18 protein-coding genes are annotated in these 24,550 nt (G+C 73.3%); 2 read left to right on the forward strand and 16 right to left on the reverse strand.

Annotation, left to right across the window (positions count from 1 at the left end):
• Positions 1-9: 9 nt before the first annotated feature.
• The 7 genes from mltG to FYW99_RS26565 form a co-directional block, all read right to left on the reverse strand.
• Positions 10-2,505, reverse strand: coding sequence for an endolytic transglycosylase MltG (gene mltG, locus FYW99_RS26525; protein WP_150254757.1), 2,496 nt, complete (start codon positions 2,503-2,505; stop codon positions 10-12).
• Positions 2,505-2,990 (reverse strand): Holliday junction resolvase RuvX, encoded by a 486-nt coding sequence (gene ruvX, locus FYW99_RS26530; protein ID WP_150254758.1) that lies wholly within the window; start codon positions 2,988-2,990, stop codon positions 2,505-2,507. The genes mltG and ruvX overlap by 1 nt, the downstream gene beginning before the upstream one ends.
• A gap of 686 nt (positions 2,991-3,676) precedes the next feature.
• A complete protein-coding gene (gene alaS / locus FYW99_RS26540; protein WP_150254759.1) occupies positions 3,677-6,343 on the reverse strand; it encodes an alanine--tRNA ligase in 2,667 nt (888 codons plus the stop codon).
• Positions 6,344-6,581: 238 nt separating this feature from the next.
• The gene (locus tag FYW99_RS26545; RefSeq protein WP_223839606.1) at positions 6,582-7,094 is read right to left on the reverse strand and encodes a hypothetical protein; all 513 of its coding nucleotides are present in this window, start codon (positions 7,092-7,094) and stop codon (positions 6,582-6,584) included.
• 398 nt (positions 7,095-7,492) lie between these two features.
• Positions 7,493-8,077, reverse strand: coding sequence for a proline-rich domain-containing protein (locus tag FYW99_RS26555; protein ID WP_150254761.1), 585 nt, complete (start codon positions 8,075-8,077; stop codon positions 7,493-7,495).
• 55 nt (positions 8,078-8,132) lie between these two features.
• Positions 8,133-8,411: a hypothetical protein gene (locus tag FYW99_RS26560; protein ID WP_150254762.1), complete on the reverse strand. Its 279-nt coding sequence runs from the start codon at positions 8,409-8,411 to the stop codon at positions 8,133-8,135.
• A complete protein-coding gene (locus FYW99_RS26565; protein ID WP_150254763.1) occupies positions 8,408-8,800 on the reverse strand; it encodes a DUF948 domain-containing protein in 393 nt (130 codons plus the stop codon). The genes FYW99_RS26560 and FYW99_RS26565 overlap by 4 nt, the downstream gene beginning before the upstream one ends.
• Positions 8,801-9,186: 386 nt before the next feature.
• Here FYW99_RS26565 and FYW99_RS26570 point away from each other — a divergent pair, with 386 nt between their 5' ends.
• Positions 9,187-10,779: a serine/threonine-protein kinase gene (locus FYW99_RS26570; protein WP_150254764.1), complete on the forward strand. Its 1,593-nt coding sequence runs from the start codon at positions 9,187-9,189 to the stop codon at positions 10,777-10,779.
• Positions 10,780-10,881: 102 nt separating this feature from the next.
• On the opposite strand, the gene FYW99_RS26575 is transcribed toward FYW99_RS26570, so the two are convergent.
• From FYW99_RS26575 to FYW99_RS26595, 4 genes are all read right to left on the reverse strand, one after another.
• On the reverse strand, positions 10,882-12,225 hold the full coding sequence (locus FYW99_RS26575; RefSeq protein WP_150254765.1) for a replication-associated recombination protein A: 1,344 nt from the start codon (positions 12,223-12,225) through the stop codon (positions 10,882-10,884).
• Between the two features lie 30 nt (positions 12,226-12,255).
• Entirely contained in the window at positions 12,256-14,286 is a 2,031-nt protein-coding gene (locus tag FYW99_RS26580; RefSeq protein WP_150254766.1) for a SpoIIE family protein phosphatase, read from the reverse strand.
• 726 nt (positions 14,287-15,012) lie between these two features.
• Complete coding sequence (aspS, locus tag FYW99_RS26590; RefSeq protein WP_150254767.1) at positions 15,013-16,767, reverse strand: aspartate--tRNA ligase; 1,755 nt, start codon at positions 16,765-16,767, stop codon at positions 15,013-15,015.
• A gap of 276 nt (positions 16,768-17,043) precedes the next feature.
• On the reverse strand, positions 17,044-17,721 hold the full coding sequence (locus tag FYW99_RS26595; protein ID WP_150254768.1) for an MBL fold metallo-hydrolase: 678 nt from the start codon (positions 17,719-17,721) through the stop codon (positions 17,044-17,046).
• A gap of 453 nt (positions 17,722-18,174) precedes the next feature.
• On the opposite strand from FYW99_RS26595, the gene FYW99_RS26600 reads away from it, so the two are divergent.
• Positions 18,175-19,407 (forward strand): DUF349 domain-containing protein, encoded by a 1,233-nt coding sequence (locus tag FYW99_RS26600; protein WP_150254769.1) that lies wholly within the window; start codon positions 18,175-18,177, stop codon positions 19,405-19,407.
• A 56-nt stretch (positions 19,408-19,463) separates the two neighbouring features.
• Here FYW99_RS26600 and FYW99_RS26605 read toward each other — a convergent pair whose 3' ends face one another.
• The 5 genes from FYW99_RS26605 to gmk form a co-directional block, all read right to left on the reverse strand.
• On the reverse strand, positions 19,464-20,486 hold the full coding sequence (locus FYW99_RS26605) for a DUF11 domain-containing protein (protein WP_150254770.1): 1,023 nt from the start codon (positions 20,484-20,486) through the stop codon (positions 19,464-19,466).
• Between the two features lie 176 nt (positions 20,487-20,662).
• A complete protein-coding gene (metK, locus tag FYW99_RS26610; RefSeq protein WP_150254771.1) occupies positions 20,663-21,856 on the reverse strand; it encodes a methionine adenosyltransferase in 1,194 nt (397 codons plus the stop codon).
• A gap of 289 nt (positions 21,857-22,145) precedes the next feature.
• Complete coding sequence (coaBC, locus tag FYW99_RS26615) at positions 22,146-23,339, reverse strand: bifunctional phosphopantothenoylcysteine decarboxylase/phosphopantothenate--cysteine ligase CoaBC (protein WP_150254814.1); 1,194 nt, start codon at positions 23,337-23,339, stop codon at positions 22,146-22,148.
• A gap of 236 nt (positions 23,340-23,575) precedes the next feature.
• Complete coding sequence (gene rpoZ / locus FYW99_RS26620; protein ID WP_013154112.1) at positions 23,576-23,842, reverse strand: DNA-directed RNA polymerase subunit omega; 267 nt, start codon at positions 23,840-23,842, stop codon at positions 23,576-23,578.
• A gap of 120 nt (positions 23,843-23,962) precedes the next feature.
• Complete coding sequence (gmk, locus tag FYW99_RS26625; RefSeq protein ID WP_150254772.1) at positions 23,963-24,550, reverse strand: guanylate kinase; 588 nt, start codon at positions 24,548-24,550, stop codon at positions 23,963-23,965.

A 24,550-nucleotide genomic window follows, 5' to 3' on the forward strand; every position in this document is an offset into this window, starting at 1 on the left:
ACCCTCCCCCTACCATTCGGCCTGGTTCTCGGCCACCATCTGGTTGTGCTCCTCCAGGGTGTTGGAGAAGCCGGTCTCACCGCTCTCGGGGTCGACGAGCGCGAAGTAGAGGTACTCCTCGTCAGCCGGCTCCAGCGCCGCCTCGATGGCGTCCACTCCGGGGGCCACGAACGGCCCGGCGGGCAGTCCGATCATGCCGTAGGTGCTGTAGCCGCGCGGGTCGGCCTCACAGGAGGCGCGCTGCTCGTCGTTGAGGAAGGTGCCCTCCTCACCCAGGACGTAGAAGCACGTGCTGTCCATCTGGAGCGGCATGTCCCGCTCCAGGCGGTTGTGCACGACCGCCGAGATGAGGGGCATGTCCTCCCTGGTGCCGGTCTCGGCCTGGACGATGGCCGCGATCGCCATGATCTCGTTGGCGTCGTAGCCCAGTGCCTCGGCCCTGTTCTCCAGGTCGATCTCCTCGGCCTCCTGGGTGTGCTGGGTGACCATCGTCCTGAGCACCGAGAGCGCCTCGGTGCCCGGGTCGAACCGGTAGGTGGACGGGAACAGGTAGCCCTCGGGCCCCTCGGTGGCGTAGTCGGGCAGACCGAGCTCGTCGGTCTGGGCGTAGGCCGCGTCCAGCTCCTCCACGCTCAGGTCGGTGGCCTCGGAGATCCTCTCGAAGATCCCGTCCGTGCGCAGCCCCTCGGGAATGGTGACGCGCCCGCCGACACGGCTGGCCGGGTCGAGCAGGGCGGCCACGGCCGCCTCGCCGCTCATCCCCTGGGCCAGGGAGTAGGTTCCGGGGGCCAGCCCGGAGCCGAGCTCCTCCTCGGGGACGGCGCCCAGCGCGTTGAGGAACGCGCGGGAGCTGGCCACGACCCCGGCCTCCGCGAGGTTGTCGGCCACGACCGAACCCGCGTCTCCCTCCTCGATGACGAACACGGTCTCGCCGCTGCCCTGGCCGTCGAAGTCGGCGGGCAGGACGTAGGTGCGGATGACGGCGTAGCCGCCGCCCGCCACCACCAGGAGCAGGACGAGGGCCAGCACGATCGTCAGGGCCCTGCTCCTGCGGCGGCGCTTCCTGCCGCCCTTGCCCGCGTTGGCGCGGGCCCTCTTGAGCTCCTTGGCCTTCCTGCGGCTGCTGCGGCCGCCGCCGTAGGCCTCGGCGATGTCGGCGAGGTTGGGCTCCTCGTAGTCGTCCTCCTCCTCGGGCTCCTCCTCCGCTTCCTCGCGGCGGCCGCGCCTGCGGCGTCCGCCACGCCGACCGCCGTCGTCGGCCGCGGACGCGCGGCGGGAGCGGCGGGGACGGGGCTCGGGTTCCTCCTCGGCGAAGGACTCGGCGGACTCCTCCTCAGGAGCCTCGTCCTCCGGTGGGACCTCCTCCACGGGGGCACCGCGCCTGCGGCGTCCGCCACGGCGGCGGCCTCCCCGGTCCTCCTCCGCCTGCCTGCGGCGGGAGCGGCGAGAACGCTGCTCGGGCTCCTCCTGCGGTTCCTCGTCGAAGTCCTGGGCCTCGAACGCGCCGGAGTCGGACTCCGGGGCCGGGGCGAAGGCGTCGGTCCCGGGGAAGGCGCCGCTGTCGGCGGGGGCGTCGGAACGCTCGTCCCACGAGTCACGGTCGGCGCGCGCGCGGCGGCTGCGACGGGCCGGGGGCTCCTCGACCGCGGCGAACGCGCCGGTGTCGGCGGAGCCGCTGACGCCGGGGAAGGTCCCGGAGTCGAAGACCCCGCTGTCCTCGGGGGCGTCGTCCAGGAAGCCGCCGGTGGGCTCGTCGTCGCGCCTGCCGCGCCTGCGGCGCGCGCGACGGCCGCGGGGCTCCTCCTCGGGGGGCGGGGCCGCGGCGGCTGGGGCCTCGTCGGCCGGGGCGCCGCGCCTGCGTCGCCCTCCGCCTCGGCGGGGCGCCTCGGGCTGGGGCTCGGGCGGGGGTTCGGGGTCGTGCTCGGGGCGGGCGCGGCGGCCGCGCCGGGTCGGCTCCTCCTCCGCGGCGGGCGCGGCCGGAGCGCTCTGCTCGGGCCGGGCGGGCGCGGCGGGCTCGCCCAGGTTGGCCAGGGCGGCCAGGGCGTCCTGGGTCGGGTCGCCCGCCGGACGGCCGGTCTGCGGGGAGCGCGCGGGGCCCTGGGAGCGGGGCGGCGCGGGCTCCGGAGGCCGGGGAGCCTCCTGGTCCTGGCGGCGGGGGGCGCTGGAGCGGGCCGCGCGTCCGCCGCGCAGGGCGTCGGCGGCGCCTCCGCGCCGGGCGGGGCCCGAAGGGCCCTCCGCGGGCGGCTCGGCGCGGTGCCGACGCCCGGACGGCTGCCCTTCCGGGCTCAGCGGGTCGTATCCGCCGCCGCGGGGTCCGTACCGGGGCGTGCGGAACTCACCCGCGCCGGAGTCCTCGTTCCAGTCCGCCGGCTCGGGGCGCGCCCTGCGGCCGCGCGGGGGCGGCTGCGCGGGCGGGGGGTCGCTGAGCGGGTCGTAGTCGTAACCGCGCTCGCGGTCGGCTCGCCCACGATAGGGAGTGTCGGGGTAGTCGTCCCTGTCGTTCATCATTCTCCCTGGCTGGAGCGGACGATCTCGCCCGGGGGATGGCCTGTTGACCGTTCCTGGTCCAAGGCGCTCTGGAGGAGCACGGTGGCGGCGGCCTGGTCGATGACCGACCTGCGGGCCCGGCCGCCCTTGGCGCCCTTGGCGGCGAAGGAGGCGCCGGAGAGCAGCTGGCTCTGGGCGGTCACCGTGGTGAGGCGTTCGTCGACCAGGCGGACGGGGACGGGGTGCAGGAGAGCGGCGAGCGTACGCGCGAACTCCCTCGCGGAGCGGGCCGCCGGGCCCTCCTCCCCCGACAGTGAGGCGGGGTAGCCCACCACGACCTCCCGTGCCTCCCGTTCCAGGACCAGCAGGGCGATGCGCTGGGTGTCGCCCCTTCCGCGCCGGACGGTCTCGACCGGGCTGGCGAGCGTACCGCTGGGGTCGCTCGCGGCGACTCCGATGCGGGCGTTGCCGGGGTCGACGGCCAGGCGCACACCGTGCCTCACGAGGACCTCTCCCCGGAACCGGGAGCGGTGCTCGGGCGGGCCGTGCCATTGCGGACACGGCACCGCGGCTGGGAAATCCTCAACACGGTGGTCCTGTTCGTCAGCTGGATCGCGGGAAACTCCGCACAGACAGCCGTGTGATCGGCTGTGACGCGCCACAGTATGCCCGATTCGATGACAGCACGCAGCCTCAACGGCGTTGGTCGCCGTGCGGGGCCGCGGGCCGCGTCGGCCGCCTCGTACGGGGCGGTTCCGGCGGGGCCCGGGTCGGACGCGCTCCGTCAGAGTGTAAAACACCCCGGAGCCGCTGCTGCGCGGACGGACGCCGCAGCGGCACCCGGCAGCCGGGCCCGGGGCGGTTCCCCCGCAGGTGGCGACGGGCCCGAGGCCTCTGGGGACCACCGTGCCCGAGCACCGCGGAATCCTCCACATGATCACTCTTGGTTATGCTACATATTCATTTCGTGTCCAGGTGGGGTTCGACTGGAGCACCCGGGGAAAACGGACGGACCCCGTGGTACTCGTCACGTCCGCGCACACGCGTCGGGCGTGTGCGGCACCGGTGCCGCACACGCCCGTTCGAGCGGTTGTCCTGGGGCCCGTTCATCGGGCGGGCCCCAGCCCCGGGGGTTTGGTTCGGGCTCCCGAACACGGACCGAAGCGAGGCGGGGCCCAAAAAAGACGGCCTAGCCCCTGGCCACGCGCTCCTCGACGGCACGCAGGGCCTCGTCCACCTTGGTGGCGTCGCTGCCGCCGCCCTGGGCGATGTCGGGCTTGCCGCCGCCACCGCCGCCGAGCGCGCGGGCCGCGATACCCACCAGCTCGCCCGCCTTGATCCCGGCCTTCTGCGCGGCCTTGTTGGTCGCGATCACCACGACCGGGCGGTCCTTGGGCACGGCGGTCATCGCCACGACCGCGGGCTCGTCCTCACCGAGGCGGCCGCGCACGTCCAGTACCAGCTTGCGCAGGTCGTCGCCGCTGGCGCCCTCCGGCGCGGGGGCGGCCACGACCAGCGCGGCGCCGTGGCGGCGGGCGCCCTCGGCGATCGAACCGGCCGCCTGGAGCACCTGGGCGGCGCGCAGCTTCTCGATCTCCCGCTCGGCGGCGCGCAGCCGGGAGACCATGGAGTCGATGCGCTCGGGCAGTTCCTCACGCGGGGTCTTGAGCTGCTCGGACAGCTGCCCGACCAGTGTCGACTCCTTGGACAGGCGCCGGAAGGCGTCCACGCCCACCGCCGCCTCCACGCGGCGCACGCCCGAGCCGATGGAGGACTCACCGAGCAGCTTGACGATGCCCAGCCTGGCGGTGGAGGGCACGTGGGTGCCGCCGCACAGCTCGACGGAGTAGTCGCTCATCTCCACGACGCGTACGCGGTCGCCGTACTTCTCGCCGAACATGGCCATGGCGCCCATCTTCAGCGCGTCGTCCAGGCTCTTCTCCTCGGTCTGGACCGGGATGTCGCCCGCCAGGACGGTGTTGACCTCCTCCTCGACCTCGGCCAGGCGCTCGCCGCCCAGCGCGCTGTCGGCGGTGAAGTCGAAGCGCAGCTGGCCGGGGCGGTTCTCCGAACCGGCCTGGCCCGCGGACGGGCCCAGCGCGTTGCGCAGCGCCGAGTGGATGAGGTGGGTCGCCGAGTGCGAGCGCTCGATGGCGTGGCGGCGGCCGGTGTCGATGCCCGCGTGCACGGTGTCGTCCAGGACCACCTCCCCCGAGCGAACGGTGCCGCGGTGCACGAACAGGCCGGGCAGCGGCTTCTGCACGTCCTCCACGTCCACCACGCCGCGGCCGTCCACGGTCAGCGTGCCGGTGTCGGCGAGCTGGCCGCCGCTCTCGGCGTAGAACGGGGTGCTGTCCAGGACGACCTCGACCTTGTCCCCCGCGCGGGCCGCGGGCGCCGAGACGCCGTCCACGACGATGCCCTTGACGCGCGACTCGCTCTCGGCCTCGGTGTAGCCGAGGAAGTCGGTCTCCCCCGCGCCCTCCAGCAACCGCGCGTACAGGGAGATGTCGGCGTTGCCGAGCTTCTTGGACCTGGCGTCGGCCTTGGCGGTGTCCTTCTGGCGCTGCATGAGCTCGCGGAAGGAGGACTCGTCCACGGACAGGCCCTGCTCCGCCGCCATCTCCAGGGTGAGGTCGATGGGGAAGCCGTAGGTGTCGTGCAGCTGGAAGGCGTCCGAACCGGAGAGGAGGGTGCCGCCCCCGGCACGCGTGCGCTCGGCGGCGCGGCCGAACAGCGCGGTGCCCGCGCGCAGGGTCTCGGCGAAGTTGCGCTCCTCGGTGTCGACCACACCGTGGATGACGTCGGCCCGGTCCAGCAGGTCGGGGTAGATGTCCTTCATCGCGTCGATGCTGACCTCGGTCAGCTCGTGCAGGAAGGCGGTGTCGGTGCCCGAGAGCAGGCGCAGGTTGCGGATGGAGCGGCGCAGGATGCGGCGCAGGACGTATCCGGCCTTCTCGTTGCCGGGCCGCACGCCGTCGCCGACGAGCATGACGGCGCTGCGCACGTGGTCGGCGACCACACGGAGCATGACGTCCTGGTCCTGGTCGTCGCCGTAGCGAGTGCCGGTGAGCTCGGCGGCGCGGTGCAGGACGCGGCCGATGATGTCGGTCTCGTAGATGTTGTCGACGCCCTGCATGACCGCCGCGAGGCGCTCCAGGCCCAGGCCGGTGTCGATGTTCTTCTTGGGCAGCTCCCCGAGGACGGGGTACTCCTTGCCGCTGCCCTCACCTCGCTCGTACTGCATGAAGACGAGGTTCCAGATCTCGATGTAGCGGTCCTCGTCGGCCTCGGGGCCGCCCTCGACGCCGTACTCGGGACCGCGGTCGTAGAAGATCTCGGAGCAGGGGCCGCAGGGACCGGGCACGCCCATGTCCCAGTAGTTCTCCTCCTTGCCCATGCGCTGGATGCGCTCGGGCCGCACGCCCACCTTGTCGCGCCAGATCGCCTCGGCCTCGTCGTCGTCGAGGTAGACGGTGACCCACAGCCGCTCGGGGTCGATGCCGAAGCCGCCCTCCTCCACGGGCGTGGTGACCAGCTCCCAGGCCAGCGGGATCGCCCGCTCCTTGAAGTAGTCGCCGAAGGAGAAGTTGCCCAGCATCTGGAAGAACGTGGCGTGCCGGGAGGTCTTGCCGACCTCCTCGATGTCCTTGGTACGGATGCACTTCTGCACGCTGGTGGCGGTGTCGTGGGGGGGCGTGCGCTGGCCCAGGAAGTAGGGCTTGAACGGGACCATGCCTGCGGGCACCAGCAGCAGCGTGGGGTCCTCGGCGATGAGGCTTGCCGAGGGCACCACGGTGTGTCCGTTCTTCTCGAAGAAACTGAGGAAGCGGCGCGCGATCTCTGCCGTCTCCATTGATGCCCTCCTGCTGCTCGGCTCCGCCGCCCCGGGCGGCGTGCGTGTCCCTGTGCGGGACCGTTGTCACGCGTGGTCGGTAGGCGCCCATCGTAGAGGGAACCGTGCTGCCAGCGCGCGTGGTTTGCGGGTGGCCGCCGGGGCCGCCCTGATCAGGACAACGGCGGCGGCCTGGTTGTTCCAAGGCTATCGCCGCCGGCCACCGTCGCGGCCCCGTCCGGACGGGGCCGCGACGGTGCTAGGACAGGTAGAACTCCCGGACCCGGGGGGTGAGCATCAGGCCGATCATCACCGCGGCGAAGGCGAGCGGGACGAGGGAGAAGTAGTCGCCGGCGATGACGGCGACGAGCAGGATCAGGGACGCGACGCCGTGGAAGGCGACCACGCCCCACAGCAGGCCGCCGCGGCGGCGTCCCATCAGGGAGGCCAGGGTGGTGGAGACGATGCCGTAGGCCAGGGGGACGAGGGCGACGGCTCCGGTGAAGGCGGCCAGGAAGCTGAAGGCGCCCTCGTCGGCCTCTCCCGCCATCTCTCCCACGCCGAAGCCCAGGAGGGCGATGGCACCGAGAAAAGCGCCCAGCAGGATGCCGATGGGTCCGCCGATGAACATGAGCACCCGGACGGCGACGGCCTGCCCCGGCATGCCCTGGAAGGCCTGGTACACGGGGGGCGGGGGAACCTGGCCGGGGAAGCCGTAGCCGACCGGGGGCTGGCCGGGGGCGGGCTGGCCGGAAACGGGGAAGCCGTGCATCGGCTGAGCTGCTGGAAGTCGCCCCGGGACGGGCTGGCCGGGTGCCGGATAACCGGGCGGGAGCTGCCCGGGGAGGGGCTGGCGGGGGTCGGGCTGCGGCGAGGGGTGCACGGGTGATCCCTTCCGGATCGCGAGGGGGAGGAGCGTCTGAGGCCGGGGGGACCGAGGAGCGGCGGGGACGACTGCCCCGCCGGGGCGGACCCGAGGCGGCGGGAGGTCTCGGGCACGGAGCCGGAGGCTTCCCTTTCGGCCTTTCCGTAACCCCGGCCACCGGGGCACGACTCTACCGAGAGTCCCCGACAGGACACGAAACGCGCAGGTGGAACGCGGTACCACACGCAGCGAGGGGGACCGCGATCCCTCGCGGTCCCCCTGTGGCGCGGACGGGGCGGCCCACCTCAGTAGGCGGCGGGAGCGGACCGGGTGTAGTAGGCGCGCGTGCCCCCCAGCAGCATGAGCACGATCATGAGGACGGCGAAGGCCAGAGGGACGACTGATCCCACGGCGCCGGTGACCGTGTTGAACACCAGGGTGAGCGCTGCCAGGGCCTGGAAGACCACGACCGACCACAGAACGACCGCGCTGCGGCGGCCCATCAGCGCGGCGAGGAGGGTGGACAGGACTCCGTAGACGAACGGGATGGCGCCGACGAGCGCGAAGAGCAGCCCCGCGTCGGTGGAGGAGATGGGAAAACCCGCCCCTTCCTGCACGCCCTGCATGAACTCCTCGCTGAACCGGCTGTCACCGGAGGCCATCGCGGCGGCCAGCCACAGCAGCCCGCCGAACAGCAGGCCGCAGACGCCGCCGATGAACATCAGCACCCGCACGGCAACCGCCGCGCCGGGCATCCTGACCGGGCCCGACGGGAAGTGGCCCCCGTAGGGCACCGGCTGCTGCGGATAACCGCCCTGGTAGGGGCCGTTCGGAGGCTGCTGCGGATAACCGCCCTGGTAGGGACCGTTCGGAGGCTGCTGCGGATGCACGTGCGGCTCCAACGTGAGGGGGAATACGTGTCTCCCGGACCACTTTAGGGGACGGTCAACCGGCCCCGGGAAGCCCGCGGTCGTCGGCCCCGGGCAGGGGCCTGCGCCCCTTCTCGGGGGCGTACCGGCGCAGGAGTTCCTCCTCCTGCTCGCGCACGGCCTCGGCCAGGTCCTCGTTGAGCTCGCGCAGGGCGCCCCGGTACTCGCCGACCCTGCCCTCCACGCGCTCGGCGATACCGTCCGGGGTGAGCGCGCGCCGGGCGCGGTGGACGCGGTGGACCGCGTAACCGCCGATGGCGGCCCCCGCGGCGAGGTAGAACAGTCTGCCGATCACCGGGTCGCCTTCCTCCTGCGGGTGCGCACGACCGCCAGGGCCCTGCGCTGGCCGAGGACGCGGCGCACGCCGTAGGACAGCGAGGCCACCTTCACCAGCGGACCGGTGAGCACCGAGCGGGTCAGCGCGGTCATCGTGGAGACGTCCTCGGAGCTGGCCTGCACGTTGGCGGTGATCTCCTCGACCCGTTCCAACGAGGTGTTGGTGCGCTCCACCGTGGACGCGACGTCGTCCAGCAGGGGCGGGGTGCGGTCCCCCAGTTCCGACACGACCTTGGTCGCCTCGTTGATGAGCTTGATGAGTTTGACGAGCGCCACGCACATGAACGTGGCCAGCACCGCCCAGACCACCGCGGCGACGAGCGCGGCGACCTCTCCTCCGGTAAGCATGCGGGCTCCGTGGGCAGATAGAGGGTGACTTCGAGGGTGTGCGGCGGCCCCTCGCGCACGCGCCGGGACCGGGGGCCGGAGGACGCCGGCGACCGCGCCGGGCCGGGCGCCGTGAACGGGCGTTCCCTGGCTCGGCGGATCCTCCCCTGTGGTCCGCGCGGGACGGGCCGGTTTCGGCCGACCCTATCGCGTCCCGTCTCCGGGTGAGCGAGGACACCACGGCGCGTCCGCACCCCCTGCGGGATGGCCGGTCCGGGCCACGGGGATCGACGGTCCGCCCGCCCCGGGGGACAATCGTCCGCAAGCCCGGTCCTTCCGAAAAGCTGACTACGATGTGCGGACACTCAGCCACCCCCCTCGGCCCCAGAAGCATCGACAGGACGCTCATGAGCCCTCGTTCTCCCCGAGAGATCTCCGTACTGGTACCGCCGGACCTGGCCCCCCTCTATCCGGACGACCCCTCGCGGATCGGTCCCTACCTCGTCCTCGGGCGCCTCGGACAGGGGGGCAGCGGCACCGTCTACGCCGCCGTGGACACCGCCTCCGCCAGCGCGGGCGACCGCCTGGTGGCAGTGAAGGTCCTCACATCCCCCGAACTGGAGTCCGCGGACGCCTACCCCGCGCTGGAGAGGCGCCTGCGGGCCCTGTCCAACGTCGACTCCGCGCGCGTGGTCATCCCCCTGGTCTTCGACAGCGACGCCAACCCCCCGTGGCTGTCCATGCCCTACATGGCGGGCGAGCGGCTGTCCCACTTCGTCACCAAGCGCGGCGGGCTGGGCACCGGCAAGCTCATCGCGCTGGCCACCGGCCTGGCCGAGGGGCTGTCCGCGCTGCACGCGCGCGGCGTGGCGCACGGGTCGCTGCGCCCCAGCGAGATCCTGCTGGAGTCGCACGGCCCGCACATCATGGAGTGCGCGGTCGTCGCCTCCCCGGAGCGGATGCGCGGGTCGGGTGCCACCTGGCTGAGCCCCGAGCGCTTCCGGGGCGGGGCGGCCACACCCGCCGCCGACGTGTTCGCCTGGGGCGCGGTGGTCGCCTTCGCCGGGACCGGGCGCCTGCCCTTCGGCCCTGGAGAGCCCGAGGAGATCGCCGAGCGCGCCGCGCAGGGCTCGTTCGACCTGACCGGTCTGGCCAGGGGGCTCCAGCCGGTGGTCGGGCGCTCGCTGGACCCCGACCCGGACGGCCGCCCCAGCCTGCGCGAGGTGATCGGCGCGGTCATCGCGGTGTGGCAGGCCCAGAACGCCGCGGAGGGCCGCGGGGGCGCCGCGGGCTCCCTCGGCGGGGGCACGGCCGCCGTACCGGACCGCGACGAGCTGGCGCGCGTCCTGGAGCGCGAGTGGCACGCGGTGGAGCCCCCCGCGCGGGTGCCCGAGGTCATCCGGCTGGAGGGGCGCATGTCCAACAGGCGTCCCGCCCGGGCCGTGTTCCTGGCCGGGAGCGCGGTGCTCGCGCTCGCACTGGTCGGCGGCGGCGTGTGGGGCGTCTCCCGGCTGCTCGCCCCCGAGCAGGGGGACGCCCTGGTCGCGGGTGCCGCCGGGGAGGGGGGCGCGTCACCGAGCCCCGTCGCAGAGGAGGACCCGCTGACCCTGGTGGTGCGGTTCGACCCCGCCGAGCAGGAGTCCCCCGAGTCGGGGCCGTGGGTGTACACCCCCGTCGACCGCGAGGACGAGCCGGTCCGCGGCCAGGGCATCCCCAGCCACACGGCCTGGGCCGAGCAGTGGGACGTGGCCGGGGAGCCCGGCGAGGCCGTCATCGCCCCCGACGCCGCGGTGCTCTGCGCGAAGTTCTGCGCCGCGCCCGAGCACCTGTTCATCGACGAGGAGGGCCGGGGCACCTGGGAGCTGACCGGGAGCGACTTCGTCGACTACCTGTCGTGGGGTCCGGTGGTGATCGTGGAGGTGACCTTCGCCGAGCCCGCCGAGGAGGGGGACGACGGCCCCCGCGAGATCGTGCAGGTCACGGAGCTTTTCACCGACTGACCGCCGTGGACGGGCACCCGTCCCCCGAAGGCGTGCGGCGGCCGGGCCCGGCCGCCGCACGGCGCGGCTCCCGGCGGTATCGCGGGCCCGCTCCCCCTGCGCTCAGCCGCGCTGGCCGCCGCCCCGCAGGACCTCCTTGATGCGTTGGAGGACCTCACTGAAGCGCCGTTCGGCGCCGTGCTGGGTGGGCCGGTAGTACTCGCGGTCGGCGAGCCCGTCGGGGGCGTGCTGTTGGGGGGCGACGCCGCCGGGGAAGTCGTGGGCGTAGCGGTAGCCCCTGCCGTGGCCGAGTTCGGCGGCGCCTCGGTAGTGGCCGTCGCGCAGGTGGGCGGGGACGGGTCCGGCCAGACCCGCGCGCACGTCGGCCGCGGCGGCGTCGATGGCGGAGACGACCGCGTTGGACTTGGGGGCCAGGCTGATGTGGATGACGGCCTGGGCGAGGTTGATGCGGGCCTCGGGCATGCCGATGAGCTCGACGGCCTGGGCGGCGGCCACGGCGGTCTGGAGGGCGGTGGGGTCGGCCATGCCGACGTCCTCACTGGCGTGCACGACCACGCGGCGGGCGATGAAGCGGGGGTCCTCCCCCGCCTCGATCATGCGCGCGAGGTAGTGCAGGGCGGCGTCGGGATCGGAGCCGCGCATGCTCTTGATGAAGGCGCTGACGACGTCGTAGTGCTGGTCGCCGGAGCGGTCGTAGCGCACGGCGTGCCGGTCGACGGCGCGCTCGACGTGTTCGGCGGTGATGGTGACCGGCTCGGCCGCGGGCGGGCCGGCGACGAGCGCGGCGGCCTCCAGGTAGGTCAGGGAGCGGCGGCCGTCACCGCCCGCGAGGCGCACGAGGTGGTCCGCGCCCTCGTCGGAGAGCGTGTAGCGGCCGTCCAGCCCGCGCTCGTCGGCGAGGGCCCGGTCCACCAGGGCGCGGATGTCGGCGTCCTCCAGCGACTCCAGGGACAGCAGCAGGGAACGCGACAGCAGGGGGCTGACCACGGAGAAGAAGGGGTTCTCGGTGGTGGCTCCGATGAAGCTGACCCAGCGGTTCTCCACGGCGGGCAGCAGCGCGTCCTGCTGGGTCTTGTTGAAGCGGTGGACCTCGTCCACGAAGAGCAGGGTGCGGGTGCCGTGCATGCCCATGCGGCGCCGGGCGTCGTCGACGACGGCGCGCACGTCCTTGACTCCGGCGTTGACGGCGGACAGCTCCACGAAGCGGCGCTTGGTGACGCGGCTGACCACGGTGGCCAGGGTGGTCTTGCCGGTGCCGGGCGGTCCCCACAGGAACACGGACATGGGCGCGTCGTCCTCGACCAGGCGGCGCAGCGGGCTACCCCCGCCGAGCAGGTGGCGCTGGCCCACGACCTCGTCGAGGGTGCGGGGGCGCATGCGCACGGCGAGCGGTTCCTGGCCCCTGGCGGCCTCCGCACCGGCGTCGTCGAAGAGCGTTTCGGACACCTGTCCAGAGTAGGCGGCCAAGGGCACCGGTCAGGTCGTGGACACCACGGCGGCGCGGTTCCGCGCGGGCTCGGTCGAGGGGATCATGCGGGTGATGAGCAGGGCGATGTCGTCGCCGCGTCCGGCCGGGGCCATCTCGGCGATGACGTGCGCGGCGGCCTCGGGGCTCTCGTGGTGCTCGGCGAGCGCCGCGCCGACCCGGGCCAGCCCGTCCCCCATGGGCACCTCGGAGCTCTCCACGAGTCCGTCGGAGCACAGCAGCAGGGCGGTGCCCGGCGGGAGCATGCGGGTGGTGACCGTGTACTCGGGGTCGGAGAGCACGCCCAGCGGAGGACCGGTCTCGGGCTCCCAGAGCTCGTAGCCGCTCCGGGTGGCCAGGACGACGGGCGGCTGTCCGGCCCAGGCCGCCTGCATGACGCCGCTCTCGCGGTCCACGACGAGGTAGCCGCAGGTGGCGAAGACGATCTCGCCGGTCTCGGTGAGCAGGCGGTTGGTCTCGCCCAGGACGACGCCGGGGTCGGACTGGTTGGTGGCGTAGGCGCGGAAGGCCACGCGGATCTGGCCCATGGCGGCCGCCGCCTCGACGCCGTGCCCCTGGACGTCACCGACCAGGAGGCCGACCTTGTTCTCGGGGAGTTCGATGACGTCGTAGAAGTCGCCGCAGATGCGCCAGTCCGCGCGGGAGGGCAGGTACTTGGTGGCGATGTCCATGTCCGGGAAGCTGGCCACCTGGCGGGGCAGCATGCGGCGCTGGACCGCGTCGGCCAGTTCCAGCTCGGCCTGCTGCGCCTTGATCCTCTGGAGCGCCTGCCCGGCGAGCCCGGCGAAGGTGAGCATGAGGGCACGCTCGTCGCGGCTGGCGTGGTGGGGACGGTCCCAGACCATCTGCCACACGCCCAGGGCGACCTTGCCGTCGCCGAAGATGGGCACGGTGGCCCAGGCCTGGCCGCGCACCTGGCGCATGAGCTCGACGGCGGCGGGGAAGCGGCTGATGATCTCGGCGCGGCTCTCGAAGAAGCGGGGCTGGCGGTCCTGGATGACCGCGCCCATGGGGAAGTCGGTGTCGTCGGCGCGGCGGCCGTCGATGTGGTCGATGTTGCTGTCGCCGCCCTTGGTGTGGGCGCTGGGCGAGCTGCGCAGCAGCCCTCCCTCGACGTAGAGGGCGACGGCGTGGACTCCGCCGAAGATGGGCAGGAACTCCTCGCTGAGCAGGTCCATGACCTTGTCGACGGTGGTGGCCGAGACGAGTTTGGAGGACAGCTCGGTGACCAGGCGGCCGTGCTCGGCCTCGGTGCGGCGGCGGTCGGCGAGGCGGCGCACGAGCTGGACGTGCTCGGTGACGTCGTCGACGATGCCCACGAGGCGGTCGGGGTCGCCTGGCACGTAGCGGGCGCGCACGTGCAGGGAGCGCTCGTCGCCGAGGCGGTCGAAGACGCGGAAGCGCTGCTCGTAGTCGCGTCCGGCGAAGGAGGCGGAGATGGCGTCGCGCACGCGGGCGATGTCGTCGGGGTGGACGCGCTCCAGGATGCGTTCGAGCTCGCGGTCGTTCCCGGCCAGCAGCGCGCCGAGCGGGGTGGGGCCGAACATCTCGCGCAGGCGTCCGCTGACCGGGTCCAGGCTCCACAGCACGGAGTCGGAGTTGTCGGTGCGCAGCTCGCCGATCACGCGCAGATCGGCCTCCTCGGTGGAGAGCACGTGCAGCAGGACGACCACGCGGGCGCCCTCCGCACCGTCCCCGGGCAGGGGGCGCAGCTCGGCCTCCACCAGGTGGGCGGCCTTGTCGGCGACGTTCAGGCGCAGGCGGGAGCGGCGCCCCCAGCGCCCGGCGAGGGCCTCGTCGTGGACGCGTGCGCCGCGCTGGGCGTCGTCACCGTCGAGGAGGTCGAACCAGGCTCCCCCGGCGAGCTCGGGGGCGTCGCGGCCGAAGAGTTCGGTGAAGGCCAGGTTGGCGTGCACGATCGCGCCGTCGGCCAGGGCGAGCGCCATGGGCTCGGGTGCGTGGGAGAACGCCTCCGCGAGAGCGCTCTCGGAACCATCGCCTGAAGCGCGTTTTCCGTTCACGTATGACTCATCCTCATGTCGTCTCGGACGTCACACCCGCGCTCAGGCGCGGTCACCCTTGAAACGTTCCGACCGGCTCATCCTAGTGTCCGGGGCTGGGCCGGATCCGGTGCCGGAACGGGGGCGGGGCCGACGCACGCGTCGTCCGGTGTCCGTGTGAACTGGCTGGACGCGGACCCGCGTACTCCATCGGCGCGACGGGAGGGCGCCGGACTCCGCACCCGCGGTCGCACCCGATCGACCGCAGGATGGAAATCGTTACGCCCGTGTGACTCAACAGCGCAGAATGCACTCCGCCACCACTTCCACCCGCGGGCGGGGCGTCCCCGTGAGATCCGTGTCCACTCCACAACACGTTCTCATCGCGGCTCGGAAGGGGTGATTCGCCCTCAACGGTAGGGGATGACGGCTGTCCGCGCATCCGTACCGGGGCCCCGGGGCCGTGTCCGGCCACGCGCACACCCTTTCATGACGCCCGATAACCGCCTGTTTTCGCCGAGTGACCGAATGAGACAGGTTCAAAATAGGATGAATTCGGGCACCTCACGGAAGCCGCGAAATTCTTCGGCCCCCGGGGACGCCCGGAGGACGGATCCGGTCCTTCGGTGCCCTCCCCCGGAACACGAGTCGGGGGGGGGGGGGGGGGGGGGGGCCCCCCCCCCCCCCCCGGGGGGGGGGGGGGGGGCGCGGGCGCCCCCCCCCCCCCCCGACGGGGTCCGCGTCCCCCTACTTCTGCTTCTCCCTCTCCTCGGCCTCGGGGTCGGCGTCCACCCCGGCCTCGGCCCGCTGGTCAGCGGTGATCGGCGTGGGCGCGCCCGTCAGCGGGTCGCCGCCCGATGCGGTCTTGGGGAAGGCGATGACCTCGCGGATGGTCGGCTGCCCGGCCAGCAGCATGACGATGCGGTCCCAGCCCACGGCCAGGCCGCCGTGCGGCGGCGGGCCGAACTTGAACGCCTCCAGCAGGAACCCGAACTTCGACTCGGCCTCGGCCTTGCTCAGGCCGATGACGTCGAAGATCCGCTGCTGCATCTCGGCCCGGTGGATACGGATGGAGCCCGACACCAGCTCGTAGCCGTTGAGCACCAGGTCGAAGGCCCGGGAGTCGGTGGTGCCCGGGTGGTCCTGGAAGTCGGCCTCGTCCTCCACCGCCGGAGCGGTGAAGGGGTGGTGCACCGGCTTCCAGGAGCCCTCCTCGTCGGCCTCCTCGAACAGGGGCATGTCGGTGATCCACAGGATCTCCCACCGGGAGGTGTCGATCAGGTCGCAGCGCCTGCCGATCTCCAGGCGGGCGGCGCCCAGCAGCTCCTGGCTCCCGGTCCGGGGGCCCGCGGCGAAGAACACCGCGTCGCCCGGCGCGGCGCCGACCTGGGCCGCCAGGCCCTCGCGCTCGGCCTCGGAGAGGTTCTTGGCCACCGGGCCGCCCAGGGAGCCGTCCTCCTGGACGAGCACGTAGGCCAGGCCCTTCGCGCCGCGCGAGCGCGCCCACTCCTGCCAGGCGTCCAGCTCCTTGCGGGTCTGGGAGGCGCCGCCCGGCATGACCACGGCACCCACGTAGGGGGCCTTGAAGACCCGGAAGGGGGTGTCGGCGAAGTAGGCGGTGACCTCGACCAGCTCCTGGCCGAAGCGCAGGTCCGGCTTGTCGGAGCCGAAGCGGTCCATGGCCTCGGCGTAGCGCATCCGCGGGAAGCGCTCGGGCAGCTCGACGCCGCGCACCTCGCGCAGCAGGCGGGTGAACAGCTTCTCGCCGACGGCGAAGAGGTCCTCCTCGTCGACGAAGCTCATCTCCAGGTCGATCTGGGTGAACTCCGGCTGGCGGTCCGCGCGCAGGTCCTCGTCGCGGAAGCAGCGGGTGAGCTGGTAGTAGCGCTCCATGCCGCCGACCATGAGCAGCTGCTTGAACAGCTGCGGGGACTGCGGAAGCGCGTACCAGTGGCCCGGCTGGAGGCGGACCGGGACGAGGAAGTCGCGGGCGCCCTCGGGCGTGGAGCGGGTCATGTAGGGGGTCTCGACGTAGGTGAACCCCAGGTCGCGCATGACCTCGTGGGCGACGTAGGTCGCCTTGGAGCGCAGGCGCAGGTTGTCGGCCATCTCCTGACGGCGGATGTCCAGGTAGCGGTAGCGCAGCCGGGTCTCCTCGGCCACGTCCGCGGCGCTGTCCAGCTGGAAGGGCAGCGGCGCGGCCTCGCTGAGCACCTCGATCTCGTCCGCGACGACCTCGACGGCGCCGGTGGGGATCTCGGGGTTCTCGTTGCCCTCGGGGCGGACCCGGACCGAGCCGGTGACCTTGATGCAGTACTCGGCGCGGAGGTCGTGGGCGAGGTCGTCCTCGCGGACGACGACCTGGACCACCCCGGAGGCCTCGCGCAGGTCGAGGAAGACCACCCCGCCGTGGTCACGGCGGCGTGCCACCCACCCGGCGAGGACGACGGTCGCGCCTGCGTGCTCGGCGCGCAACGCACCTGCCTCATGCGTGCGTATCAACGGACTACTCCTTCAGCGTCTTCAGTTCGTGTCAAGTGTGCCCGACCTGCGCTCGGGTGCGGGCCAGATCCTGCGCACACGGCCTTCGGGCACCCGCTGGGGGGAAGCCCGGGGAAGGGCGTGCGAAGCCACCGGCAGCCCGCCCTCAGGCGGGGCCGGTGCGGGTATCTCGTCCGCCGCGCGGCCGCGCGGGCGCGCTCGGACGGTGGGCGCCTCGGTGGCGTGGGGTGGTCATACGTCGTTCCTGCGGGACGGGAGGGCGGCCGGGAGGCGGGGTCAGCCGGTGATATCGCGCAGGTAGGGGTTGGTGGCGCGCTCGCGCTCGACGGTGGTGGCCGGGCCGTGGCCGGGCAGGACCTGGGTGGCGTCGGGGCGGCCCAGCACCGCGCTGGCGAGGCTGCGCAGCATGGCGGTGTGGTCGCCGCCGGGGAAGTCGGTGCGGCCGATGGAACCGGCGAAGACCAGGTCCCCGGCGAACATCACGGGGACGCCGTCCTCGGTGGTCACCGTGTACACGACCGATCCGGGGGTGTGGCCGGGGGTGTGCTCGACCCCGAAGTCCAGTCCGGCCAGGGTGAGGGTCTCGCCGCCCGAGACCTCGACCAGGTCGTCGGGCTCGGCGTGCGGGCCCGGGCCCAGCAGGGCGGACAGCTGCGCGGCGAAACCGGGGTCCACCCCCGCGGCGGGCTCGGTGAGCAGCCCGCGGTCCTCGGCGTGCAGGTGGACGGGGACGCCGTGGCGCGCGCACAGGTCGGCGGCCGACCAGACGTGATCGAAGTGGCCGTGGGTGAGCAGCACCGCGACGGGGGTCAGCCCGTGCTCGGACAGGACCTTGTCGACCTGCTCGGTGGCCTCCTGGCCGGGGTCGACGATGACGCAGTCGCCGCCCGGGGCCGGTGCGAGCACGTAGCAGTTCGCGGCGAGGGGCCCGGTGGGAAGTGCGGCGATGAGCACGGCGGATGTCGTCCTGTCCTCGGTCGGGTACGCGGTCGCGGGGCGGCGGGTCCGCGGTCCGGACGCAGCGTCCCCCGGGTGCAGCCTATCGAGGCACGGGAGGGTCGGCGACCCGGTTGTCTTGCCCCGGTACGCGTTTGATCACCATTCGATCACCGCCCGCGGCTGGCCTCTTTGCCAAACCGCGTGGTAATGCCATATTGGTCACCGTCCTTGGTGCACGCCGGGGCCCCGACCTGCGCCTGCGCTGGGCGGGAGGGCGGCCCGGCCCGATACCCGAGGGCGCGCGGACCAGCGTGATCCGCGCAGACGTGAATTCACGGCGCGGCGCCCCTCACCGGATCGCGGGGATATCGTGCTCAGCACGGTGGTTCCCATCACGAACCGGCGAGGAGTGCGACGCGACGACCCGAACCCGCCCCACGGCCGGGTTCATGACAGCAGGAGGACACGGTGACCACGGACCCTTGGGGCCGCGTAGACGACGAAGGCACGGTCTACGTGCGCACGAGCGAAGGCGAGCGGGTCGTCGGATCGTGGCAGGCGGGGGCGCCTGAGGAGGCCCTGACCTTCTTCCGGCGCAAGTACGACTCCCTGGTCACCGAGGTGGAGCTGCTGGAGAACCGGCTCCGCAACACCGACCTGTCCGCCTCCGCCGCGATGTCGAACATCGACAAGCTGCGCGACTCGGTCCGGGAGGCGAACGCGGTCGGCGACCTGGAGTCGCTGATGGGACGCCTGGACGCGCTGGCGGGCCGCGCCGAGGAGCGCAAGGTCGAGCAGAAGCAGGCGCAGGAGCAGGCGCGCGGCCAGGCCCGGGAGGTCAAGGAGCGCATCGTCGCCGAGGCCGAGCGGGTCGCGGTGGAGACGACGCACTGGAAGTCCGGCGGCGAGCGGATGCTCCAGCTCATCGAGGAGTGGAAGAAGGCCCCGCGGGCCGACCGGCCCACCGAGCAGGCGCTGTGGAAGCGCATGTCGGCGGCGCGCAACTCCTTCTCCAAGCGGCGCAAGGCCTACTTCGCCAACCTGGACCAGGAGCGCGAGTCGGTGCGCGTGGAGAAGGAGCGCATCGTGGTGGAGGCCGAGTCCCTGTCGGACTCCACCGACTGGGGGGCCACGGCCCGTGCCTACCGCGACCTGATGCAGCGGTGGAAGCGCAGCGGCCGCGCGGACCGGGCGAGCGAGGACAAGTTGTGGGCGCGCTTCAAGGCCGCGCAGGACACCTTCTTCGACGCGCGCAACGCGACCTTCGCCGAGCGCGACGCCGAACTGCGGGTCAACGCCGAGGCCAAGGAACGGATCCTGGCCGAGGCCAAGGCGGAGATCCCGGGGATCTCCGACCCGCGCCGGGCGCGTGCGCGGCTGCGCGACTTCCAGGACGCCTGGGAGGAGGCCGGTGAGCTGCCGCGCGACGTGCGCGACCAGCTGGAGGGCGCCTTCCGCCAGATCGAGGACGGTGTGCGCCGGGCCGAGGACGCCGAGTGGGAGCGCAGCAACCCCGAGGCGCGGGCCCGCGCCAGGGACACGGCCGCCCAGCTGGCGTCGGCGATCGCCGACCTGGAGGCCAAGCTGGACAAGGCCAGGGAGAAGGGTGACGAGCGCCGGGTCAGGGAGTACGAGGACGCGCTGGAGGCCCGCCGCTCGTGGCTGGCCGAGGCGGAGAAGGCCCTCGACGAGCTGAGCTGAGCCCCCGGACGGGCCGCGCTCCCCGGAATGCACCGGGGGCGCGGCCCGTCCGCGTGTCAGGCGCGCGGCCCGGCGACCGGTTCGGGTGCCTCCGCGGACTCGGGCTCCTCCGCGGACTCGGGTGCGGACTCGGACTCCTCCGCGGACTCGGGTGCGGGTTCGGCGGGTACGCGCTCCCGCTCGGCCCGGGGACCGGCCTCGGGCTCCGTCCCGAGGCCGGGCACGCGGACGGCCTCGGGCGCCTCTGCCGGTTCGGGCTCCTCCGCGGTCGCGAGGACCGCCCGGGCCCGTGCTCCGGCGGTCTCCCCGGTGACGCGATCGGGCGCCGCCCTGTGGACGATCAGCGACTCGAGCACGGTCCGCGGCCGGTCAGCGGCCCTCTCCGCCTCCGGGAGGGACCCGGCCCCGGCGGGCTCCCGGGGCGCGCTCGCCGCGGTCCCCTCCGCTCCGTCAGCGCCCGCGGAGACGAGCACCGCCCCCGGTCCGGGCTCCCGCTCCAGCCGCGCCCGGGTGTCGCGGTGGCGCACCAGGCCGCCGACGCACAGCGCCACGGAGGCCGCGAAGGCCAGTACCGTGACCACCCACACCGGCGGCACCACACCGTGGACCCGGTGCACGGCGGCGTCGCAGGAGACCAGCACCGCTCCCGGCTCCGGGCGCGCGCAGACCGTGGCGACCGGGTGCAGCCCCCCGCCGCGGACCGCGGTGATCTCGCCGGTGAACCGCATGGTCGCGCGGTCGCCGGGTTCCAGGGACCGCGACCAGGTCACCCGCCCCTCCCCCGCCTCGGCCCCGGACGTCCCCGAGACGTAGCGCACCGTCGGGGGGAGGAACTGCACGATCTCGGCGTCGGACACCGCCTCCTCGCCGGTGTTGCGCACGTTGACCGTGTAGTGGATCCGGTCGCCCGGACCCGGCCGCTGCGCGTCGGCGCGGGACTCCAGGGCCACGTGCAGGCTGTCCGCGCCGGGCACGACCTCCCCTCCGCCGCCGCCCGTCTCGCCGGGTGCGTGGTGGGCGCCGGGCAGGGTGAGCAGGGCCATCAGCCCCACCGCAGACACCGCCGTTGCTACGGCCATGGTCTCCTCCGCGTACGAGCACAGAAATGACATTACGTCTATACGGAATAACACGGAGTAGTCACTTCGATCGTGCGCCATGCGGAGGAACCCGGAACACGCGCGAGGGCGCGCACGGCCGGTGACGGCCGTACGCGCCCTGGAGGCCCCGCGGGGGCCGGCGCCACGGGTGCGGGTCAGGCGCCCACGAAGGAGCGCAGCGCGGCGGCGCGCTCGGTGCTCTCCCACGTGAACTCGGGCAGTTCACGGCCGAAGTGGCCGTAGGCGGCGGTCCGGGAGTAGATCGGGCGCAGCAGGTCCAGGTCGCGCACGATGGCGGCCGGACGCAGGTCGAAGACCTCCTTGACGGCCTTCTCGATCAGCTCCGGGGCGACCTTCTCCGTGCCGAAGGTCTCGATGAACACGCCGACCGGGTGCGCCTTGCCGATGGCGTAGGCGACCTGGACCTCGGCGCGCTCGGCGAGCTCGGCCGCGACGATGTTCTTGGCGACCCAGCGGGTGGCGTAGGCGGCCGAGCGGTCCACCTTCGACGGGTCCTTGCCGGAGAAGGCACCGCCGCCGTGGCGGGCGTAGCCGCCGTAGGTGTCCACGATGATCTTGCGGCCCGTGAGCCCGGCGTCGCCCATGGGGCCGCCGATCTCGAACCGGCCGGTCGGGTTGACCAGGAGCCGGTAGTCGTCGGACTCCAGGCCGTAGGCGGCCACGACCGGCTCGATGACGTGCTCGCGGATGTCGGGGGCGAGCATCTCGTCGAGGTTGATGTCGGCCGAGTGCTGGCTGGAGACCACGACGGTGTCCAGGCGGACCGGGGTCTGGCCGTCGTACTCGACCGTGACCTGGGTCTTGCCGTCCGGGCGCAGGTAGGGCACCGTGCCGTTGCGGCGGACCCCGGCCAGGCGCTCGGAGAGGGAGTGCGCCAGCTTGATCGGCAGCGGCATGAGCTCGGGGGTCTCGCGGTTGGCGTAGCCGAACATCAGGCCCTGGTCGCCCGCGCCCTGCCGGTTGAGGGCGTCGTCCTCGTTGTCGACTCGCGCCTCGTAGGCGGTGTCGACGCCCTGGGCGATGTCGGGGGACTGCGCGTCGATGGAGACGTTGACCCCGCAGGAGTCACCGTCGAACCCCTTGGCGGAGGAGTCGTAGCCGATCTCGAGGATCTTTCCGCGCACGATGGCGGGGATGTCGACGTAGGTCTGGGTGGTGACCTCGCCCGCGATGTGGACCTGACCGGTGGTGATCAGCGTCTCGACCGCGACCCGGCTGCGCGGGTCGTGGGTGAGCATCGCGTCGAGGATCGCGTCACTGATCTGGTCGGCCATCTTGTCGGGATGGCCTTCGGTGACCGACTCGGAGGTGAAAAGGCGGCGGGACACGTTGCGTGACTCCTTGCAGCGGCTGCTGGCTGACATGTACCGGTGCGGCACGGGCGCCCCCGGCTGCCTGCCGGGGCGGCCAATACCGACCGACGGGGTTGGTTATTGGTCCACTGTAACGGGACTGCTGGGGGCGGGCACCCCGCGGCCGACCTCCCCGGTCGTCACGGGTGCACGTCGAAGTCTGACGTACTCGGCGGTGGGAATCCAGTCCTGGGCACGCGTGGTTCGGCCGGGCCGGGTCCCGGCGGCCGCCCGCCCGCGCCGGGGCGCCGGGGACGCGCGGTACCTAGCCCAGGCGCGGCAGGATCAGGTCCCAGATCCGGTCGGCGAGGTCCTCCTTGGGCCCGGTGGGCACGTCCACCGCGGTGCCGTCCGAGCCCAGGATGACGGCCTGGTTGTCCTCGGTGCCGAACGCGCGCCCGCCGCCGACCTGGTTGACCACGAGCAGGTCGCAGCCCTTGCGGGCCAGTTTGGCGCGGCCGTTGGCGATCACGTCGTCGGTCTCGGCGGCGAAGCCCACGACGGTCTGCGCCAGTCCCTCGGCGTCGCGGGAGGCGACCAGCCCGGCGAGGATGTCGGGGTTCTCGGCCAGTTCGATGGGCGCGGGCGCCGCGCCGGGCCTCTTCTTGATCTTGGAGGCGGCACTGGCGACCGGACGGAAGTCGGCCACCGCGGCGCTCATCACGATCGCGTCCGCGCCGACGCGTTCGGCCTCCATGGCCTCGGCCAGTTCCACGGCCGAGCCCGCGCGCACCACCCGCACCCCGGCCGGGTCGGGCAGGGAGACGTTGGCGGCGACCAGGGTCACGTCGGCGCCGCGTGCGGCGGCGGTGCGCGCCAGGGCGTACCCCTGCTTGCCCGAGGAGTGGTTGCCCAGGAAGCGGACCGGGTCGACGGCCTCGCGGGTGCCGCCCGCGGAGACCACCACGCGCCGTCCGGCGAGGTCGGGGACGGCCGCACCGCGGCGCAGCACGAGGCGGGCGGCCTCGAACAGCTCGGAGGGCTCGGGCAGGCGCCCCCGTCCGGTGTCGGCGCCGGTCAGGCGGCCCACGGCCGGGTCGAGGACGACGGCGCCGCGCGAGCGCAGGGTGGCCACGTTGGCCTGCGTGGCGGGGTGCTCCCACATCTCGGTGTGCATCGCTGGCGCGAACACCACCGGACAGCGCGCGGTGAGCAGGGTGTTGGTGAGCAGGTCGTCGGCCAGCCCCGCGGCGGCCCTGGCCAGGATGTTGGCGGTGGCCGGGGCGACGAACACCAGGTCGGCCTCCTGGCCGATGCGCACGTGCGGGACCTCGTGTACCCCGTCCCACACTCCGGTGGCGACGGGCTGGCCGGACAGGGCGGCCCAGGTGGGCTCACCGACGAAGCGCAGGGCCTCGGCGGTGGGCACGACCCGGACCCGGTGGCCGGACTCGGTCAGGCGGCGCAGCAGTTCGCAGACCTTGTAGGCGGCGATGCCGCCGCCGACGCCGAGGACCACGCGGGGAACGTTTGTGTCACTCACAGGAAGGAGTTCTACCAGCCCCCGGCCGCCCCGCGCGCGCCAGGGGCGCGGCGGGCGGGACGCGAGGGGCGTACCGGGTTCCGCGAGACGGGTCGAGCCGTCAGCGAGGAACGAGCCGGGCGCTGGCGAAGGCACTGTGCCCCCTCAGGCGCGCGACCCGGTTCTCCGCGCCCCGAGCCCCGTGCGAGCTTGCGAGCACGCGGAGGAACAGCTCAGGAACCTTCGTAGGGCTCAGCGGTGAGCAGGCCCGACCTGACCTCGCGCAGGGCGATGGACAGCGACTTCTCCTGGACCTGGGTCTCCACCAGCGGGCCGACGTACTCCAGCAGGCCCTCGCCCAGCTGGGCGTAGTAGGCGTTGATCTGGCGGGCCCGCTTGGAGGCCATGGTGACCAGGCTGTACTTGCTGTCCACCAGCTCCAGCAGATCATCGATCGGCGGGTTGGTGATGCCTTCGGCGACGGGCTCGGTACCAGCCACTTCATTACCCCCAGGAATGGTCCGCGGCTCGTCGCGGAGCCGCGGTGGACGGACGTTGGGGCGCCGTCGGGACGGTTCCCGGCGCGGCGCGGGTGGCGCGGGCCTCGGGCCCGGCCGCTATCACACCTTGGGCGCGGTGATCAACGCTAGCAGCTCGTCGCCCACGTCCTGCACGGACGTGTTGACGAGGGTGGTGTCGAACTCCTTCTCGGCGGCCAGCTCGACCCTGGCCACGTCCAGGCGGCGCTGGATGACCTCGTCGGACTCGGTGCCGCGTCCGGTGAGGCGGCGCACCAGCTCCTCCCAGGAGGGCGGAGCGAGGAAGACGTGCAGGGCGTCGGGCATGGAAGCGCGCACCTGGCGGGCGCCCTGGAGCTCGATCTCCAGCAGGACGGGCACTCCGGCGCGCAGGCGCTCCTCGACGGGCCGACGCGGGGTGCCGTAGCGGTTGCCCGCGAACTGGGCCCACTCCAGGAGCTGGTCCTCGGCGACGAGGCGGTCGAACTCCTCGTCGGTGACGAAGTGGTACTGGACGCCGTCCTGTTCGCCCGGGCGGGGCCCGCGCGTGGTGACCGAGACCGAGAGCCACACGTCGGGGTTCTCACGGCGCAGGTGGGCCACCACCGTGCTCTTGCCCACACCCGAGGGTCCGGACAGAACGGTCAACCGCTTCTGTGCCGGGCGGGACTGGGATCCGGGATCGGGCAT

Source organism: Nocardiopsis deserti (assembly GCF_008638355.1).
Taxonomy (GTDB): domain Bacteria; phylum Actinomycetota; class Actinomycetes; order Streptosporangiales; family Streptosporangiaceae; genus Nocardiopsis; species Nocardiopsis alborubida.

Bases quoted from the DNA above. Each gene is read 5' to 3' on its own strand.
- alaS (WP_150254759.1), bottom strand. From the start codon at position 6,343: ATGGAGACGGCAGAGATCGCGCGCCGCTTCCTCAGTTTCTTCGAGAAG.
- mltG (WP_150254757.1), bottom strand. From the start codon at position 2,505: ATGAACGACAGGGACGACTACCCCGACACTCCCTATCGTGGGCGAGCC.
- FYW99_RS26605 (WP_150254770.1), bottom strand. From the start codon at position 20,486: ATGGCCGTAGCAACGGCGGTGTCTGCGGTGGGGCTGATGGCCCTGCTC.
- FYW99_RS26565 (WP_150254763.1), bottom strand. From the start codon at position 8,800: ATGCTTACCGGAGGAGAGGTCGCCGCGCTCGTCGCCGCGGTGGTCTGG.
- gmk (WP_150254772.1), bottom strand. From the start codon at position 24,550: ATGCCCGATCCCGGATCCCAGTCCCGCCCGGCACAGAAGCGGTTGACC.
- FYW99_RS26545 (WP_223839606.1), bottom strand. From the start codon at position 7,094: ATGCACGGCTTCCCCGTTTCCGGCCAGCCCGCCCCCGGCCAGCCCCCG.
- FYW99_RS26570 (WP_150254764.1), top strand. From the start codon at position 9,187: ATGAGCCCTCGTTCTCCCCGAGAGATCTCCGTACTGGTACCGCCGGAC.